General features: G+C 66.8%; 14 protein-coding genes and 1 pseudogene. 11 read left to right on the top strand and 4 right to left on the bottom strand.

All coding sequences use genetic code 11. The features are described 5' to 3' along the window. Positions 1-97: 97 nt before the first annotated feature. Positions 98-1048 (top strand): sugar-binding transcriptional regulator, encoded by a 951-nt coding sequence (locus QE393_RS20185; protein ID WP_273805438.1) that lies wholly within the window; start codon positions 98-100, stop codon positions 1046-1048. A gap of 139 nt (positions 1049-1187) precedes the next feature. Further along, positions 1188-2606 (top strand): MFS transporter, encoded by a 1419-nt coding sequence (locus QE393_RS20180; protein ID WP_310045289.1) that lies wholly within the window; start codon positions 1188-1190, stop codon positions 2604-2606. A gap of 13 nt (positions 2607-2619) precedes the next feature. Here QE393_RS20180 and QE393_RS22690 read toward each other — a convergent pair whose 3' ends face one another. From QE393_RS22690 to QE393_RS20170, 3 genes and pseudogenes are all read right to left on the bottom strand, one after another. Next, positions 2620-3483, bottom strand: coding sequence for a methyl-accepting chemotaxis protein (locus tag QE393_RS22690; RefSeq protein WP_405046312.1), 864 nt, complete (start codon positions 3481-3483; stop codon positions 2620-2622). Next, positions 3478-4251, bottom strand: a pseudogene (locus QE393_RS22685) (MCP four helix bundle domain-containing protein); the annotation flags it as partial. The gene QE393_RS22690 and the pseudogene QE393_RS22685, both read right to left, overlap by 6 nt. 93 nt (positions 4252-4344) lie before the next feature. Next, the gene (locus tag QE393_RS20170) at positions 4345-7815 is read right to left on the bottom strand and encodes an acyl-[ACP]--phospholipid O-acyltransferase (protein WP_310045286.1); all 3471 of its coding nucleotides are present in this window, start codon (positions 7813-7815) and stop codon (positions 4345-4347) included. 268 nt (positions 7816-8083) lie between these two features. Here QE393_RS20170 and QE393_RS20165 point away from each other — a divergent pair, with 268 nt between their 5' ends. Continuing rightward, positions 8084-8293: a cold-shock protein gene (locus QE393_RS20165; RefSeq protein WP_007160189.1), complete on the top strand. Its 210-nt coding sequence runs from the start codon at positions 8084-8086 to the stop codon at positions 8291-8293. A gap of 413 nt (positions 8294-8706) precedes the next feature. Here QE393_RS20165 and pap read toward each other — a convergent pair whose 3' ends face one another. Beyond that, on the bottom strand, positions 8707-10191 hold the full coding sequence (gene pap / locus QE393_RS20160; protein WP_310045284.1) for a polyphosphate:AMP phosphotransferase: 1485 nt from the start codon (positions 10189-10191) through the stop codon (positions 8707-8709). Positions 10192-10389: 198 nt separating this feature from the next. Between pap and QE393_RS20155 the strand changes: the two genes are divergently transcribed. The 8 genes from QE393_RS20155 to QE393_RS20120 all read left to right on the top strand — a co-directional run bounded on the left by QE393_RS20155 (position 10390) and on the right by QE393_RS20120 (position 17274). Beyond that, entirely contained in the window at positions 10390-11355 is a 966-nt protein-coding gene (locus QE393_RS20155; RefSeq protein ID WP_310045282.1) for a CHAD domain-containing protein, read from the top strand. Between the two features lie 75 nt (positions 11356-11430). Next, positions 11431-11694, top strand: coding sequence for a PepSY domain-containing protein (locus tag QE393_RS20150; RefSeq protein ID WP_007160186.1), 264 nt, complete (start codon positions 11431-11433; stop codon positions 11692-11694). A 114-nt stretch (positions 11695-11808) separates the two neighbouring features. Then, on the top strand, positions 11809-12648 hold the full coding sequence (locus QE393_RS20145) for an STAS domain-containing protein (protein ID WP_310045278.1): 840 nt from the start codon (positions 11809-11811) through the stop codon (positions 12646-12648). A gap of 10 nt (positions 12649-12658) precedes the next feature. After that, a complete protein-coding gene (locus QE393_RS20140; RefSeq protein WP_405046267.1) occupies positions 12659-13084 on the top strand; it encodes an STAS domain-containing protein in 426 nt (141 codons plus the stop codon). 4 nt (positions 13085-13088) lie between these two features. Further along, positions 13089-13442: an ATP-binding protein gene (locus QE393_RS20135; RefSeq protein ID WP_133860267.1), complete on the top strand. Its 354-nt coding sequence runs from the start codon at positions 13089-13091 to the stop codon at positions 13440-13442. After that, complete coding sequence (locus QE393_RS20130) at positions 13439-14419, top strand: SpoIIE family protein phosphatase (protein WP_310045275.1); 981 nt, start codon at positions 13439-13441, stop codon at positions 14417-14419. The genes QE393_RS20135 and QE393_RS20130 overlap by 4 nt, the downstream gene beginning before the upstream one ends. Beyond that, entirely contained in the window at positions 14412-16169 is a 1758-nt protein-coding gene (locus QE393_RS20125; RefSeq protein ID WP_310045273.1) for an ATP-binding protein, read from the top strand. Before QE393_RS20130 ends, QE393_RS20125 begins: the two co-directional genes overlap by 8 nt. Next, a complete protein-coding gene (locus tag QE393_RS20120) occupies positions 16162-17274 on the top strand; it encodes a response regulator (protein ID WP_310045271.1) in 1113 nt (370 codons plus the stop codon). The genes QE393_RS20125 and QE393_RS20120 overlap by 8 nt, the downstream gene beginning before the upstream one ends. Positions 17275-17361 lie beyond the last annotated feature (87 nt).

Raw genomic sequence — 17361 nt, 5'->3', positions numbered from 1 at the left:
ACGTGCCTGCTTTTCGGTGGTTCGTCGCGGTCAGGGGACTTCCTGGTCCGGGCTGGCCGCCGCGAGCGCGGCGTATCCGCGGGTACCGGGAATCTGGATGAGTAACCTCGAAGAACAACGCCTGCTGACCAAGATCGCCTCCCTCTACTACGAAGAAGGACTCAAGCAGTCGCAGATCTCCGAACAGCTCGACCTGTCGCAATCCTTCGTCAGCCGCGCCCTGAGCCGAGCGCTCAAGGAAGGCATCGTGCGCATCTCGGTACAGCGCCCGCGCAATTTCCACCTGGAACTGGAGCGCCAGCTGCAGCAGCGCTATGGCATCCGCCAGGCGATCGTGGTGGAGCCCACCGGCGACGACGAAGAGGCCATCAAGCAGGCCATCGGCTCGGCCGCCGCCCACTACCTGGAAACCAGCGTCACCGAACGCGACCACATCGGCATCTCCTCCTGGAGCTCGACCATCCGCGCCATGGTCGGCCACATGCACCGGGGTAGCAGTCGCCAGGGCGCCACCGAGGTAGTGCAGCTGCTCGGCGGGGTCGGCAACAAGGGCGCCTTCGAGGCCACCCTGCTGACCCAGCAACTGGCCAACCTGCTGGGTTGCCCGGCCTATCTGCTGCCGTCCCAGAGCATCGAGCAGTCACCGGAAAGTCGCCAGCGCATCCTGCAGCTGGACGAGGTGCGCGAGGTGACCGAGCGCTTCGCCCGGCTCACCGTGGCCCTGGTCGGCATCGGCGAACTGGAGCCGTCGCAGCTGCTGCGCAACAGCGGCAACTACCATGGCGAAGCCATGCTGGAGGTGCTCGCCGCCCGTGGCGCGGTGGGCGACATCTGCCTGAGGTACTTCGATGCCCAGGGCCGGCCGGTGCTGGACGACAGCGAAGAGACCGTGGTGGCGGTGGACCTGCCGCAACTGCTGAAGATCGACCGCGTGGTGGGTCTCGCTGGGGGGCTGCGCAAGGTCAACGCCATCCGCGGCGCGCTGCAGGGCGGTTATCTGGATGTCCTGGTGGTCGATCTGCGCACTGCCCTGGCGCTGGTTCCCTGATCGGCGCACGTCGCTGCCAGATTCGAGTTCGAAAACGCGATTTCCTGCCAAAAGACGACGCTACCGCGGAAATCTTTGGCAACATTCGGCACGGCCTGATCCGTAAGCTGTAGGACGACTGTTATCTGGATAGCGTCCCATGCCCTTTGCGTCTTCGGCTTCGGCCACTGCCCTGCCCGCCTCCCAGCGGGCCGCCGCTCTGTCGGCGCGCCTCGATCGCTTGCCAGCCACCCGCAGCCTGTGGCGCCTGGTGGCCCTGCTGTCCATCGGCGGCTTCTTCGAACTCTACGACCTGTTCCAGACCGCCTACATCAGCCCCGGCCTGTTGCGCGATGGCGTCTTCCAGACCGGCGCGGCCGGGGTATTCGGCGTCTCCGACCAGGCCGCCTTCGCCGCGGCCACCTTTCTCGGCCTGTTCGTCGGTGCCAGCCTGCTCAGCCCCATCGCCGACCGCTTCGGTCGCCGGGCGATCTTTACCTGGGCGCTGGTCGGCTACACCCTGGCGACCCTGGCCATGGGCCTGCAGACCACTGCCCTGGGGCTGATCGCCTTGCGCTTCGTGGTGGGCATCGGCCTGGGCCTGGAGCTGGTGACCATCGACGCCTATCTGTCGGAACTGGTGCCCAAGGCCATGCGCACCTCGGCGTTCGCCTTCGCCTTCGCCATTCAATTCCTCTCGGTGCCGGCGGTGGCGCTGCTGTCCTGGTGGCTGGTACCCCAGGCGCCGCTGGGGATCTCCGGCTGGCGCTGGGTGGTGCTGTCCAGTGCCGTCTTCGCCCTGTTCATCTGGTGGCTGCGCCAGCGCCTGCCCGAATCACCGCGCTGGCTGGCCCAGCAGGGCCGGCTGGACGAAGCCGAACAGGGCGTGGAGCGCCTGGAAGCAGCCTGCCAGGCCGACACCGGCCAGCCGCTGCCGCCGCCGGCGGCGATCGTCGAAGAACGCGCCGTGAGCGCGCGCTTCGCGGCGCTGTGGCAACCACCCTATCGGCGCCGGGTGATCATGCTGATCGTCTTCAATCTGTTCCAGGCCATCGGGTTCTTCGGCTTCGGCAACTGGCTACCGGCGCTGCTGTCCGGCCAGGGCGTGAGCCTGACCCACAGCCTGGGCTATGCCTTCGTCATCACCCTCGCCTATCCGCTGGGGCCGCTGCTGTTCGTGCGCATCGCCAATCGCTTCGAGAACAAGTGGCAGATCGTCGGCTCGGCCCTGGGGACGGTGGGCTTCGGCAGCCTGTTCGCCCTGCAGCAGGGCGCCCTCGGCCTGATCCTCTGTGGCGTCGGCATCACCTTCTGCAACGCCTGGCTGACCTTCGCCTTCCACTCCTACCAGGCCGAGCTGTTTCCCACCGCCATCCGCGCCCGGGCGGTGGGCTTCTGCTATTCCTTCAGCCGGTTGTCCACGGTGTTCAGCAGCCTGCTGATCGGCACCCTGCTGGAGCGCCTGGGCACCCCGGGCGTGCTGGCCTTCATCGTCGCCAGCATGCTGATCGTGGTGCTGACCATCGGCCTGTTCGGCCCGCGCACCCGCAACCGGGCACTGGAGGACATCGCCCGCTAGGCGGACCCTGTGCTCAGAGGCGGAACTGCCGCACCGCGCCATTCAGGTCGCCGGCCAGACGCGCCAGGTCGGTGCTGGCGGCGGCGGTCTGCCCGGCGCCGGCGGCGTTCTGGGTGGACAGGTCGCGGATGCTGGTGAGGTTGCGATCCACCTCGCGGGCCACCTGGGCCTGCTCCTCGGTGGCGGCGGAGATGCTCAGGTTGCGCTCGGTGATCTGCACGATGTGGCGACCGATCTCGGCCAGGGCCGCGCCGGCGGCCGCGGCCACCTCCAGGCAGACACCGGCCTGCTGATTGCTGGTGGCCATGGCGTCCACCGCCTTGCCGGCGCCGCCCTGGATGGCGCCGATCATGTCTTCGATCTCGCCGGTGGACTGCTGGGTACGGGCCGCCAGGGCGCGCACCTCGTCGGCCACCACGGCAAAGCCGCGGCCCGCCTCACCGGCACGCGCGGCTTCGATGGCGGCGTTGAGCGCCAGCAGATTGGTCTGCTCGGCGATGCCGCGGATGACGTCGAGCACCCCGCTGATGCGCTGCACCTGGGCGGCCAGGCCGTCGATCTCGCCGCTGCTGGAGGCCACCGCCGTGTGCAGCGCGTGAATGGTGGTGAGGGTCTCCTCGACCCGGCGCTGGCCGAGATCGGCCGAGGTGCGCGAGTCCTGGGCGGCGGCGCTGGCGGCAGCGGCATTGCGCGCGACCTCCTCCACCGCAGCGGTCATCTGGTTGACGGCGGTGGCCGCCTGGGCCAGTTCGTCGTTCTGCCGCTGGATGCCGCGCAGCCCCGTCTCGGTGACCGTCGACAACTCTTCGGAGGTGGACGCCAGGGTAGTGGACGACAGGGTCAGCCGCTCCAGGGTGCCGCGCAGGTTGTCCTGCATCCGCGCCATGGCCGCCAGCAGCCGACCGGGTTCGTCGTGCCCGTCCGGCTCGACGGTCCGGCTGAGGTCGTTGGCGGCGATGCGCTCGGCCACCGCCAGGGCCTTTTCCAGCGGCCCGGTGAGGCTGCGGGTAAAGCGCCAGGCCAGCAGCAGGGTACCGGCCAGGGCCGCCACCATCACCGCCACGGTGATGGCGATGGCGCTGTGGTAGCTGGCCATGGAGGCAGCGGCCAGACGCGTGACCTTGCCGTCGACCACTCCGGCGAGTTCGTTGACGGTGGCGCTCAGGGCATTGCCACTGTGGGCCATCTCGCCGTCCTGCCCGGCCAGCTTGAGCAGCTCGGCGTCGTTCTGGTCGTCCAGCGCCTTGAGATAGCGATTCTGGTTGTTCAGGTAGGTGGCCAGCTGGCCGGTCATGCGGGTGTAGACCTCCCGCCCGGTGTCGGTGAGCAACAGGGCGTCGAACTGGCGCACATGCTGTTCCAGGCTGGCCTTGGCCGCCTCGATGGCCTTGTGCACCGCCTGGGTCTCGGCATTCGAGCTGGCCAGCATTAGCCCCTGGTTGTGCATGCGCAGACTCAGCAGATCGGCGCGGATCTCGCCGATGGTCTGGACGCTGGGGATCACGTTGCCGACGATCTGCTCCTCGCCCTCCTTGATGACGCGATTCTGGCCCAGGGAAAACAGCCCGAGGCCGATTACCAGCAGGGCGAAGAAACCAAAGGCGACCAGGGCCCGCGGGGCGATGTTGAGGGAGCGTAGCTTCACCGGGAAGACCTCGAAAAAATGATTAGCCCCCTCATGATCGGCCAAACGGCGCCAGGCTTTAGGGTTCGCCGGCGCCGGATGGACGATTTATCGCTAGGCCTCCCCCGCCTCGCTCAACCGCGTCTGCGCCAGACGTTTCGCGCCGGCCACGTCGGCCTTGCCGGTGCCCAGTTTCGGCAGGCTGTCCACCGCCAGCCAGGCCGAGGGCAGCAGCAGGCCGCTCACCCCCTGGGCCAGCAGGGTCTTTTCCACCGCCGCGCCGTTCAGGGTGCCGGTATGCAGCACCACGATGCGCTCGCCCTTCCTGGCGTCCGGCAGATTGACCGCCTGCAGCTCGATCTCCGGATCGGCCACCGCCCTGGCCAGGGCCTGCTCCACGGCGCCCAGGCTGACCATCTCGCCGCCGATCTTGGCGAAGCGCGAATAGCGGTCGACGATGGTGAGAAAGCCGTCCTCGTCCAGCCGACCCTGGTCGCCGGTCACGTACCAGCGCTCGCCGTCGATCTCGCGGATCGCCTTGGCGGTGCGCTCGGGATCGTTCAGATACCCCTGCATCAGTTGCGGCCCGCCGATCAGCACCATGCCGGCCGCGCCGGTGGCCAATTCGGCAAAGGTCTGGGGGTCGACGATCTTGAAGCCGGTTCCCGGCAGCGGCATGCCCACGGTGCCGAGCTTGCCACCGCGCTGCACCTGCAGGTAGCTCATGTCCAGGGCATCGGGCAGGTTGACCGAGGCCACCGGCGCGGTCTCGGTGGCACCGTAGCCCTCGTAGATGTCCTGGTTGAACTTGAGCTTGAAGGCCTCGCGCACCGCCGGATCCAGGCGCTCGGCACCGGCCACCACGATGCGCAGACTCTCCAGCATCAGCGGATGCACCTTGGTGTTGCGCACGAACAGCCGCAGGAAGGTCGAGGTGCCGCAGAGCACCGTGGCGCGATGGGTCGCCACCGCCTTGGCGATGCCGGCCACGTCGGTGGGATCGGCCTGGCAGACCACCGGCACCCCTTCGATCAGCGGCAGGAACTGGGTCACGGTGAGGCCGAAGGCGTGGAACAGCGGCAGCGAGGCCATGAAGACGTCGTCGTCCTGGGTGTTGAGCACGTCCGAGGTCTGCTTGAGATTGGCCATGAGGTTGCTGTGGCTGAGCATCACCCCCTTGGGCGTGCCCTCGCTGCCACTGGAGAAGAGGATGGCGGCGGTGGCCTCGGGATCGTGGGCGCGACTCAGCAGCACCTGCAGCATGGCGGTGGGCAACAGCCAGACCGCCAGCCAGTTGGCCAGCAGTTCAGCCTTGCCGATGCCGGCGCGCAACTCCTCCAGATCCACCACCTCGCGTCCGGCCAGCAACTCGTCCACCGGCAGGCCGCGCTTGCGCAGGCGGTCGAGAAAGCGCTTGGAGGTGTAAACGGTCCGGATACCGGCCTGCTCCAGGCCGGACGCCAGCGCCTCGGGCGTGGCCGTGTAGTTGAGATTGACCAGGGTCTTGCCGGCCAGCAGCACCGCCATGTTGGCCAGCATGCCGCCGCTGCTGGTGGGCAGCAGCAGGCCGAGATTGGCCTCGGGCCGCTTGCGCATCCGCCGCGCCAGGCAGGCGGCGCCGGTAAGCGCCTGGGCGGCCTTGAGCGGAGCGCCCAGGTCGTCGATCAGCGCCAGGCCATTGGGCCGGCGCTTGACGCTGGCGACCCAGGCATCGGCCAGCGACGGCAGGCCCTGCATGTAGCGCTCCCAGGAGCGAATCGACAACTCGAAGATCCGCCGCTTGAGTACATCGGCCGGGGTGTCCTTGGGCAACGCCCTGCCGAAGGCCACCACCACCTCGCGGTGCAGCGGGCTGTCCCGCAGTTCCTTGAGCTTGCTGGAAGAGCGCGAGAACTGGCTGCCCCAGAGGCCGCGCAGGTAGAAGGGCACGATCTGCACCTCGGGACCGACCCGCTCGCAGGCCTTTTCGTAGCCGCGGCGGAATTCGCCGAGCTGACCGGTGCGGCTGATCGCCCCTTCCGGAAACAGGCAGACCACCTCGCCGGCGTTCAGCAGCCCGGCCACCTGTTCCAGCGCCGCGCCGGCACCGCTGCCCTGGGCGATGGGCAGGCAGCCCATGGCCTTGAGGAAGGGCTTCAGGTACCAGCGCTCGTAGATCGCGCGCAGCATCACGAAGCGTACCGGGCGCGGGCTGGCGATCTGCACCATGGCCCAGTCCACCCAGCTGATGTGATTGCCCAGCAGCAGCACCCCGCCCTGGGCCGGCAGGTTCTGCAGGCCCTGCACCTGGATGCGGTAGTGCCGGGTGACCATCAGGCCGAGCAGGAAACGCACCAGGCTCTGGGGCAGCTTCCACACCGTGTAGGCGCCGCCGATCAGCGCCACGGCGGCGATCAGCAGCAGCAGCCAGCGACTGTCCAGACCGAGCAGGGCGATCACCGCGGTGAGCACCAGAAAGCTCAGCATGGCGACGTTCTGCACCCAGTTGTTGGCCGCCAGCACCGTACCGAGCTGGTCCTCGCGGGCATTGAACTGGATCAGGGCGTTGAGCGGGACGATGAACAGCCCGCCCATCAGGCCGATGAAGATGAAGTTGAGCGCATGCACCCAGGCCGAACTGGGCGCCGGCAGCCACCACAGGCCGAGGGCGATGCCTAGGGCGCCCACCGGGATCAGTCCGGTCTCGATGCGCCCACGCGAGGCCCGACTGGCCAGCGCCGAGCCGATGGCGATGCCGATCCCGGCGCAGGCCAGGATGCCCTGCAACAGCAGCACGTTGTCGATGCCCAGATGATCCTTGGCATAGGCCGGAAAGCTCGCCAGCAGCACCTGGCCCACCGACCAGAACACCGCCAGGCCAATGATCGACAGGCGGATCACCGGATTCTCGCCGATCACCGCCAGGTTGCGCCGGGCAGTCTGCAGCCGCAGATAGGCATGCCAGTCGAAGGGCTCGCGCGGCCTGGGCTCTTCCAGCAGCGGCAGGCGATAGAGCAGCGCCACCTCGGCCAGGCTGCAGAGCACCAGCAGCCAGCCCAGCGGCGCGATGTCCTGCAGGATCGCATGGGGCGTGGCCTGGCCCTCGCCCAGGTGCAGCTGGAAGAAGGCGGTGAAGACCACGGTGCCGGCGAGAATGGCGATGATGGAATTGGCCTGCACCAGGCCATTGCCCTCGGCCAGCCGCTGCTTGCCGAACAGCGCCTTGATGTAGCCGTACTTGGCCGGCGAGTAGAAGGTCGCCTGGATGGCCAGCAGGAGCGTCATGGCGAAGGCCAGCTCGAACAGCCCGGCATAGTAGGCCAGGGTGATGCACAGGGTGATGGCCACCGCCGCCCAGCCACCGAGGCGCAGCACCCGGACCTTGGCGAAGCGATCGGCCACATGCCCGGAGGGACTGAACAGCAGGATGAAGGGCAACAGCATCATGCCGTTGACCAGGGCGGTCAGCACCACCTGGGTGGAACCGTCATAGACCTTGAACACGGTGTTCTGGATGACGATCTTGTGGCCAAGATCGACGAAGGCGTTGAGAAAGACGGCGATCAGGTAGGGCCAGGCCCCCTTGATCCGGTGCAGCTTGTCCATGCGGAGTCTCTTTCGAGCAGGGGAATCCGTAGCCTGAGTGAGACGCTCTGGCAGCGCAAGCAGCGCCACTGGTCAACAAATATGCGAATCAGGGCTATACAAGCTCGCGAAAGCGAGTATGGTGTGGGCACTGCTACTGCAATAGTTACTCGATACCTGCTTGATGTTGCTTCATTTTCATCTCCTGGCTCGTCTCACTCTCGCATTACAGTCCCGCTAGCGAATGTCTCGCTAACGTGGTTGTTCCCCCTACACCCTGGAGATACTCATGTCCAATCGTGAAAATGGCACCGTCAAGTGGTTCAACGATGAAAAAGGCTACGGCTTCATCACCCCGGAAAGCGGCGCCGACCTGTTCGTGCACTACCGCTCCATCGAAAGCGCCGGCTTCAAGAGCCTGAGCGAAGGCCAGAAGGTCACTTTCGTGGCTGTCAAAGGCCAGAAGGGTATGCAAGCTGACCAGGTTCAAGTTGTCTAACGACTGATCCGGTTGCAGAAAGGCCCCACTTCGGTGGGGCTTTTTCGTTTCTGGGATTCAATGTTTTAGCCAACGTTGCCACGCTTCACGTCGTCCCTTCTCTTGGGCAACCCCAGGTACCGGCGCGCCCAATGCCCCTTCCAGCAGGGCGAACGTAATCGTTGCGCAAGGGGTCGAGCGGCATGGATGCCGCGAGAGTCGCGAGGGCCAGGGAAGGCCCTTCGCGGCGGGCCCCTGGAGCGGCGATGGAGAGAGCGGACCCTGGCGCAGCCGGGGCCGGATGGCGGGGCAAGCGTTTTTGCTTACTTTTTTGGCGATTGAAAAAAGTAAGTCGCCCGGCGGGGCGAAACAGAAGTGTACCCAGGGCACGACAACGAGCTAAGCAACCGCTTTTACCGAAAGCCGGGCTTCACTCAATCCTTGTCATACGCCCGCTCCAATGCCTCGTTGAGCGTCCGCACCACCTTCACCCGGGCGAATCGCTTGTCGTTGGCCTCCACCAGCGTCCAGGGCGCGATGGCCGTGCTGGTCTGCACCACCATGTCGTTGACCGCCTGGCTGTAGAGGTCCCACTTGTCGCGATTGCGCCAGTCGTCCTCGGTGATCTTGAAGCGCTTGAAGGGCGTTTCCTCGCGGGCGCGAAAGCGCTCCAGCTGGGTGTCCTGGTCGATGGCCAGCCAGAACTTGGCCAGCACGAGGCCGGTGTCGTGGAGCTGTTCCTCGAAGTCGTTGATCTCGCCATAGGCGCGCTGCCAGTCGGCGGCGGGGGTCAGTCCCTCGACCCGCTCCACCAGTACCCGGCCGTACCAGGAACGATCGAAGATGGTGAAATTGCCCTGCCGCGGGATATGCCGCCAGAAGCGCCAGAGATAGGGCTGGGCCAGTTCTTCGTCGCTGGGCGCGGCGACCGGGACGATGCGGTACTGCCGGGGATCCAGGGCACCCGTGACGCGGCGGATGGCACTGCCCTTGCCAGCGGCGTCGTTGCCCTCGAAGGCCGCCACCAGGGCATGGTGGCGATACTTCTTGTCGCGCAGCCGCCGCGCCAGCCGGGCCTGCTCGGCGAGCAGCTGGTCGTCGTAATCGGCCTTGTCCAGGCGCTGACTCAGGTCCATGGCCTCCAGCACGCCGCGGCCATCGACCGGCGGCGGCAGTACCGCGGCGGCCTTGCGCTGCTTGCGCGGCTTGTTGGCCAGGGCGCGCTGCAGCGCCTTGAGCAGCACGGTGCCGACGGTCAGGCTGCGAAAGCGCTCGTCGAAACCGGGCACCACGTGCCAGGGGGCATAGTCGTGATGGGTTCGCCGCACCACGCGCTCGCCCTCCTTGACGAAGCGGTCATAGACCTTGGCCTGGCGCCAGTCCAGCGGACTGAGCTTCCAGCCCAGGCGGGGATCGTTCTTGAGGTGCTTCAGGCGCTGCTTGAGCTGGGGCTTGGAGAGGTGGAACCAGAACTTGAGGATCAGCGCGCCTTCGTCGGCGAGCATGTGCTCGAAACGCTCCGCCTGGCCGATGGCGGCATCCAGCTCGACGCGACTGAGTTCCTTGTTGACCCGGCCGTGCAGCATCTGGCTGTACCAGTTGCCAAAGAACACGCCGATCCGCCCCTTGCCCGGCAGGCGCTGCCAGTAGCGCCACGCCGGCGGGTGCTGGCGTTCCTCGTGGCTGGGCTGCAGAAAGGTCTCGACGCGGATCAGGCGCGGATCCATCCACTCGTTGAGCAGCTTGACCGTCTCGCCCTTGCCCGCGCCCTCGATGCCATTGATCAGCACGATCACCGGGAAGCGGCCCTGGGTCTTGAGTTCGTACTGGGCGGCCAGCAGCGCCTCGCGCAGCTTGGGCAGCTTGGCGTCGTAGGTGGCCTCGTCGAGCAGGTGTTCGTTTTCGGCGGCTTCGAACATCCGGATCTCCTTGCGCGGGGGGTCGGGCAACTATAGCCCTTCTGACCGACCTGGCGGCAGGCGGTGCCCGGCGTGAGCGGCATGAAGGAAATATGACGTTTAGATGAAATTTGGCATCTCCCGCTGTCGTGAAGGTCTTTCTTACCGTTACGCTCCCGCGCAAGCGGGTGCTGCAGTCCACCTATTGAGGAGAGTTCGATGGCCTTTCGTTTCGATGCGCGGCAACCGGCTGACGAGGAAGTCCGCCGCGTGGTGACGGATCGTCTGGTGCAGGCTGAGGCGTCCCTGTCCAGCGGCACCCCCAAGGGCGTCCACGAGACGCGCAAGCGACTCAAGGAGCTGCGCGCCCTCCTGCGGCTGCTGCACGGCGCCCTGGGCAAGCGCGCCTTCGCCAGTCGTAATCGGCGCCTGCGCGACCTCGGGCGCGAGCTGTCGTCGCTGCGTGACAGCGCCGCCCTGGTGGAAAGCTGGGACAAGCTGGGCGAGTCCGACCGCAAGAGATTCGCCTCGCCGGCCATGAAGCGCGTACGCCAGCGCCTGCAGGAGCGCGCCGACCAGCAGATCGCCGCGGCCAGCGGCCATCCCGAGTTGCTCGAGGCGCTGACCGCCATGCGTGAGGAGGTGGCCGGCTGGAAACTCTCCGGCAAGGGCTTTGCCCTCTTCGCCCGCGGCCTGGAAGACAACTACAAGGCCGGGCGCCAGGCGCTCAAGACCGCGCGCGACAAGCCCACCGACGATACCCTGCACGACTGGCGCAAGCGGGTGAAGGATCACTGGTATCACACCCAGCTGCTCGCCGCGGCCTGGCCGGCGGAATTCAAGACGCGGCAGAAGAGCCTCAAGCGCCTTTCGGAATACCTGGGCGACGATCACGACCTGGCGGTGATGCAGCAGCTGTTGGTGGACGAGCCAACCCTGTTCGGCGCCAGCAACACCCGCCTGGCCATCGGCGAAAGCCTGGCCCAGCAGCGCGAGCGGCTGCAGGCGAAGGCCTTTTCCCTGGGCCTGCGCCTCTATCTGGACAAGCCCACCGCCCTCGCCGAGCGCTGGCGCGATCTCTGGCGCCTGGCCAGTCACCCCTATACGCCGCGCAAGGTCAAGGGTAAGCCCAAGTCGGCACCGGTCGGGCTGTTGCCGCATCTGGTCGAAGAATCGTCAGTCTAACGCCTGGGCCAGAGGGGATCTGTCGCGCCCGGTGGTGGTCCAACCCTGGGCATACCACCACGACGAGGTCTCGCGATGAAATCCAAGCTGCTCGCTTCCCTGTTTGCCTGTTCCGTCCTGGCCAGCACCGCGGCCCTGGCCGACCAGCCCGGTGCCGACTGGATGCCCATGAACGACGTCAAGTCCAAGCTCATGGAGCAGGGCTACACCTCGATCACCAAGATCGAAGCCGATGACGGTCAGTGGGAAGGCGAAGGCATGAAGAAAGATGGTATGAAGTACGACTTCCATGCCGACGCCAAGACCGGCAAGATCACCAAGGAAAAGATGGACATGTGATCCCCGGGGGATCCGATCGCACGGTCGGATCCCTGCCTGCACCTGCCGCCTCTTCCCATGCTTTCCGCCCGGTCGGCCCGTCCTGAGCCGTCTTCTCGTCACCTAGGAACCTTCATGTACAGTACCGCTTTGGTCGAGCTGCTGCGCACCCATGAGCGGCCGCTGCTCGATGCCTGGATCGGCGCCCAGCGCGCCGCCGGCATGCGCATCGACCTGCTCGACGAAACCACCATCCTGGCCAATTCCGCCGAGTTGCTGCGGCGGATCACCGTGGCCGCCGCCCAGGGCCTGGGCAATCTGCGCGAGCCGCACTGGCAGCCGGTACGGGCGCTGCTGGAGCGCTTCTCCTTCGACCAGAGCCGTGCGGGCCTGACGCCGGCGCAGACGGCGACCTTCGTCTTCTCGCTCAAGGAACCGCTGTTCAACCTGATCCAGAACGAGTGCGACGACCCGCTCGCCGAGATCTGGGCCGCCACCCGGCTGATCGACGATCTCGGCCTGTACAGCATGGAAAGCTACATGAGCGGCCGCGAGACGGTGATCCGCGAGCAGCAGGAAAGCATGCTGGAACTGTCCACCCCGGTGGTGGAACTGTGGGACGGCATCCTCGCCATCCCGCTGATCGGGGCGCTGGACAGCAACCGCACCCAGGTGGTGATGGAGTCGCTGCTGGAAAAGATCGTCCAGACCGAGTCGGACATCGCCATCATCGATATCACCGGTGTGCCCACGGTGGACACCATGGTCGCCCAGCACCTGCTCAAGACGGTGACCGCCGCCCGCCTGATGGGTGCCCAGTGCATCATCAGCGGCATCCGCCCGCAGATCGCCGCCACCATCGTCCACCTGGGCGTGGACCTGGGCGATGTGATCACCAAGGCGTCCCTGGCCGATGCCTTCCGCCTGGCCCTGCGCCAGCAGGGCGTGCGCCTGGCCGCCCCGGTAAGGATCTGAGGAACGCGCCATGATCGAGCGGATTCCGATCCTCAAGCTGGGCCCCTTCCTGCTGCTGAGCATCCAGGTCGACATGCACGACCAGCTGGCGCTGGACCTGCAGGAAGACCTCACCGAGCAGATCGTGCGGCACAAGGCCAAGGGCGTGCTCATCGACATCTCGGCGCTGGAAATCGTCGACTCCTTCATTGGCCGGATGCTGTCCCACATCGCCCAGGTCTCGCGCATCCTCGATGCCAAGGTGATCGTGGTCGGCATGCAGCCGGCGGTGGCCATCACCCTGGTGGAGCTGGGACTGTCGCTGGACGGCATCGCCACGGCGCTGAACATGGAAAAGGGCATGCGCCGACTGGAAGCCATGGTCGCCGCGGACGAATCGCTGGAGGAGTCAAAGGGTGGCGAAGATACAGACGCTTCCACTCCGCCAGGAGACTGACATCGTGCTGATCCGTCAGCAGGTGCGCAAGGTCGCCGAAGCCATCCGCCTGGGGCTGATCTCCCAGACCAAGATCGTCACCGCGGCCAGCGAGATCGCGCGCAACGGCCTGGTCTACGGGCTGGGCGGCGAATGCCTGATCGAGGAGACGCAACGCGCCGGCAAGCCGGCGATCCGTCTGGTGATCCGCGACCAGGGTCCGGGCATCGCCGATCTCGACCGCGCCATGGTCGATGGCTACACCTCGGGCAAGGGCCTGGGCCTCGGCCTGTCCGGCTCGCGGCGACTGGTGGACGACTTCCACATCGACAGCCAGCCCGGCCAGGGCACCACCGTCGAACTCTGGAAGTGGCGATGAACGACCAGCCGTGCAGCCTGGTGCTGCCGGTGACCACCAGCGTCCATGTCGATGCCGCCCGGCGCGCCCTGGTCCGGCTGGCCACCAGCGTCACCACCGATGAGACCCTGCTCGGGCGCCTGACCATCGTCGCCCAGGAGCTGGGCTACAACCTGGTTCGCCATGCCGGGCACGGCGAGCTCCTGGCCACCCTGAGCGGCGAAGGCGTGCTGGATGTCCTGGCGGTGGATCGCGGCCCGGGCATGCACGACGTCGCCCGCTGCCTGAGCGATCACTACAGCACGGCGGCCACCCTGGGTGCCGGTCTGGGGGCGATCCGCCGGCAGTCCGATGTCTTCGACATCCATTCGCGACCGGGCCAGGGCACCGTGGTGCTGGCGCGCTTCCATCTGGCCGGAGCGCCCGGTACCCGGTTGCAGCATGGCGCCCTGTGCACGCCGCACCCCGAGGAACAGGTCTGCGGTGACACCTGGGCGGTCAGCGGACGGCGCCTGCTGGTGTGCGACGGTCTGGGGCATGGCCAGCAGGCCGCCACGGCCAGTCGCCGGGCACGGGAACTGTTCCTGCGCCATGGCACCCACCTGCCGCTGCAGCGGCTGATGGAGAATCTGCACCAGGCGCTGATGGAAACCCGCGGCGCCGCCCTGGCGCTGGCCGAACTGGACCCGGACCAGGGCCAGGTGAGCTTTTGCGGCATCGGCAACATCGCCGGGCGCCTGCTCGGCAACACCACGCGCAGCCTGGTGTCCAACAACGGCACCCTGGGCTACCGGATCGGGCGGATCCAGACCTACACCTACCCCTGGACACCCGGCACCCTGCTGGTGCTGAACTCCGACGGACTGACGTCCAAGGTGGGACTGGGCGAGCACTCCGGACTCGGGGCGCGCCATCCGGCCCTGATCGCTGCCCTCCTGCATCGTGATTTCCGGCGTTCCGCCGACGATGCCACCGTCTTGGTACTCAAGCATGTCTGACGTCTTGCCCCTGCTGACCCTCGCCCTGCGCAGCGAGCAGGACATCGTGCACTGCCGCCAGGCCGCCAAGCGCCTGGCCGCGGTCCTGGACTGGCCGGTGCTGGAGCAGATCCGCCTGGCCACCGCCGTCTCCGAACTGGCGCGCAACATCCATCAGTACGCCGGCAGCGGCCATTTCGACTTCGCCCTGCTGCGGGACGAAGGCCAGCGCCTGCACGGCCTGGAGGTGTGGGCGGTCGACCAGGGTCCGGGCATCGCCGAGATGGAGGCCATCCGCGCGGGCAGCTATCGTTCCAGCACCGGCATGGGCATCGGCCTGCGCGGCGCCCAGCGGCTGTTCGATGAGTTCGACATCCAGACCTCCCCTGCTGGTACCCGCATCAGTGCCCGCAAGTACCAGGCGCCACGCGCCTTTCCCGAGGCGACGCTGCTGCAGGCGCTGACGGCCGAATTGCAGGGCAGTCCGCCAGCGGATCCCTATCAGCAGATCCGCCTGCAGAGCGAAGAGCTGCTGCTGACCAACACCGAACTGCAACTGCGCCAGTCGGAATTGGAAGTCACCAACAAGGAACTGGAAAACACCAACCAGGGCGTGGTGGCGCTCTATTCCGAGCTGGAAAAGGCCACCCAGGAACTCAAGGAGGCCAGCGAGGCGAAGACGCGCTTCTTCTCCAACATGACCCATGAATTCCGCACCCCGATCAACATCATCGAGAATGTCGCCAAGCTGCTCGCCAGCGGCGTGGACGGGGCGCTCAATGCCGAACAGCAGCGCCAGGTGCGCTTCATCAGCGACGCGGCGCTGGAACTGGCCAATCTGGTCAGCGAGCTGCTGGCCCTGGCCGAGGTGCAGTCCGGACGCCTGACCATCGTGCCCCAGCCCTTTGCCCTGGCGCCCTTCATCGATCGCCTCGAACAGTTCGCTGCGGCCCTGGCGCCACGCTATCCGCAGGTCAGCTTCAGCGTCGCGCCGCCGCCTGCGGAAGTGCTGCTGGATACCGACGAGAGTCGGCTGTTCCAGGTGCTGCGCAACCTGATCTCCAACGCCTTCAAGTACACCCCCCAGGGCCAGGTGCGCATCCAGGTATTCCAGCCGGACGACGCCAGCCTGGAATTCCTGGTGGAAGACAGCGGCATCGGCATCGCCGCCGCGGATCAGCAGAAGATCTTCGAGGAGTTTGAGCGCATCCGCTCGCCGCACCTGACTCACATCGAAGGCACCGGCCTGGGTCTGCCCCTCGCCCAGCGCCTGGCCGTGCTGCTCGGTGGCGAGCTGTCCCTCGACAGCGCGGTCGGTCGCGGCAGTCGCTTCACCCTGCGTCTGCCACGCCACTACGCCAGCCACCGGGAGGCCGCGCCGGAACCCGATCTCAGCGGCCTCACCGTGCTGGTGATCGAGGACAACGAAGGGGATCGCTATCTGGTCCGCCGCACCCTCGAACGCCTCAATCCGGTCCTGCTGGAGGCCGACAGCGCCCGCAGCAGCCTGGATCGCCTCAACGCCGTGCGCCCGGACATCATCATCCTCGACCTCGACCTGCCCGACATCAACGGCGAAGACCTGCTCGCCAGCATGGACTGGAGCATGCACCGGCGGGTGCTGATCAATACCGCCCAGCCGCTGGACGAGGCGGGTTGCCAGCGGCTGCAGGACTATTGCCACGCCATCCTGTTCAAGCATGCCCCCGATCACGCCGAGCGGCTGCTGGCCGAGGTCTGCGCCCTGGCGCGGAGCCTGTCCGATGACTAGCGCCCAGCGCCGCATCGTCATCATCGACGACACCGAGGCCAATCGCTATGTGCTGCGCAAGATCCTCGTCAGCCAGAGCCACTATGAGGTCCTGGAAGCGGCCAGCGGTGCCAGCGGCCTGGCGCTGATCGACGAATCCGTCGAGCTGGTGATCATCGACGTCAACCTGCCGGACACCACCGGCTTCGAGCTGATCCAGGCCATCGAGCGCAAGTGCGGCTGGGGCCGGTTGCCGGCCATCATCAACATCTCGGCCACCTTCGTCTCCGGCAAGGACAAGGCCCAGGGCTTCAACACCGGGGCCCAGGCCTACCTGACCCACCCGATCAATCCGGAAGAGGTGCTGGCTACCGTCGGCGCCCTGCTCAAGGCCAGCTCCCGGGTCGGGCACATGGAGCAGCAGCGCAACTCGGCCATCGCCCGCAGCGAGAACCTGCAGGCGGAAAAGGTCATGCTCGAACGCTTCATGAGATCGCTCAACCACGACCTGCGCTCGCCGCTCACCGCCGCCACCATGGTGGTCAACCTGATGCAGCGCAGTCCGGCACGGCGTACCGACGATCTGCTGCAAACCCTGCACGACAATTTGCAGCGCATGAACCAGATGATCACCGACGTGCTGGACATCAGTCACATGAGCCTGGGTGGCGGTGTCCGCCTCAGCGGTGATCCGCTGGTGCTGGGTCCGCTGCTGAACGAGGCCGCGGCCAATCTGCAGCTGCAATTCAGCAATCACCTCGACCTGCAGCTGGAGACGCCGGAGCTGGAGGTGCTGTGGGACAGATACGCCTTTTTGCGCATCTTCGACAATCTGGTGCTCAACGCCGCCAAGCACGGCGAGGCGGGGACGCCGATCCGGGTCCGCCAGTGGCTGGCGGATGACCAGGTCATGCTGGAGCTGCGCAACCTCGGGCAATTTCCCGACGAAGTCCTGGCCAACCTGGCCACGCCCTATTTCATCTCCACCCGCAGCGACAAGCGCGGCTGGGGCCTGGGCCTGCCCATCGTCAAGGCGCTCAGCGAAAGCTTCGGCGGCGAGGCGCGCTTCGCCAACGGCGCGGGCGAGGTGGTCATCACCCTGCACCTGCCGCTGCGCCTGGCCTAGCGCAGCGCCTACGGACCGGATGTAGGTTGGGCTGAGACAGCTCCATCGTCGAAGCCCAACATGGCGGGCTCGACCCGGGCAGCGTCG

Origin of the sequence: Pseudomonas sp. SORGH_AS_0211 (assembly GCF_031453455.1) — a bacterium.
GTDB lineage: Bacteria > Pseudomonadota > Gammaproteobacteria > Pseudomonadales > Pseudomonadaceae > Chryseomonas > Chryseomonas aestiva.
The sequence above is the reverse complement of the archived record's forward strand: the minus strand, read 5'-3'. Positions and strand labels throughout refer to the sequence as shown.

Bases quoted from the DNA above. Each gene is read 5' to 3' on its own strand.
- QE393_RS20185 (WP_273805438.1), top strand. From the start codon at position 98: ATGAGTAACCTCGAAGAACAACGCCTGCTGACCAAGATCGCCTCCCTC.
- QE393_RS20180 (WP_310045289.1), top strand. From the start codon at position 1,188: ATGCCCTTTGCGTCTTCGGCTTCGGCCACTGCCCTGCCCGCCTCCCAG.
- QE393_RS22690 (WP_405046312.1), bottom strand. From the start codon at position 3,483: ATGCAGGACAACCTGCGCGGCACCCTGGAGCGGCTGACCCTGTCGTCC.
- QE393_RS20170 (WP_310045286.1), bottom strand. From the start codon at position 7,815: ATGGACAAGCTGCACCGGATCAAGGGGGCCTGGCCCTACCTGATCGCC.
- QE393_RS20165 (WP_007160189.1), top strand. From the start codon at position 8,084: ATGTCCAATCGTGAAAATGGCACCGTCAAGTGGTTCAACGATGAAAAA.
- pap (WP_310045284.1), bottom strand. From the start codon at position 10,191: ATGTTCGAAGCCGCCGAAAACGAACACCTGCTCGACGAGGCCACCTAC.
- QE393_RS20155 (WP_310045282.1), top strand. From the start codon at position 10,390: ATGGCCTTTCGTTTCGATGCGCGGCAACCGGCTGACGAGGAAGTCCGC.
- QE393_RS20150 (WP_007160186.1), top strand. From the start codon at position 11,431: ATGAAATCCAAGCTGCTCGCTTCCCTGTTTGCCTGTTCCGTCCTGGCC.
- QE393_RS20145 (WP_310045278.1), top strand. From the start codon at position 11,809: ATGTACAGTACCGCTTTGGTCGAGCTGCTGCGCACCCATGAGCGGCCG.
- QE393_RS20140 (WP_405046267.1), top strand. From the start codon at position 12,659: ATGATCGAGCGGATTCCGATCCTCAAGCTGGGCCCCTTCCTGCTGCTG.
- QE393_RS20130 (WP_310045275.1), top strand. From the start codon at position 13,439: ATGAACGACCAGCCGTGCAGCCTGGTGCTGCCGGTGACCACCAGCGTC.
- QE393_RS20125 (WP_310045273.1), top strand. From the start codon at position 14,412: ATGTCTGACGTCTTGCCCCTGCTGACCCTCGCCCTGCGCAGCGAGCAG.
- QE393_RS20120 (WP_310045271.1), top strand. From the start codon at position 16,162: ATGACTAGCGCCCAGCGCCGCATCGTCATCATCGACGACACCGAGGCC.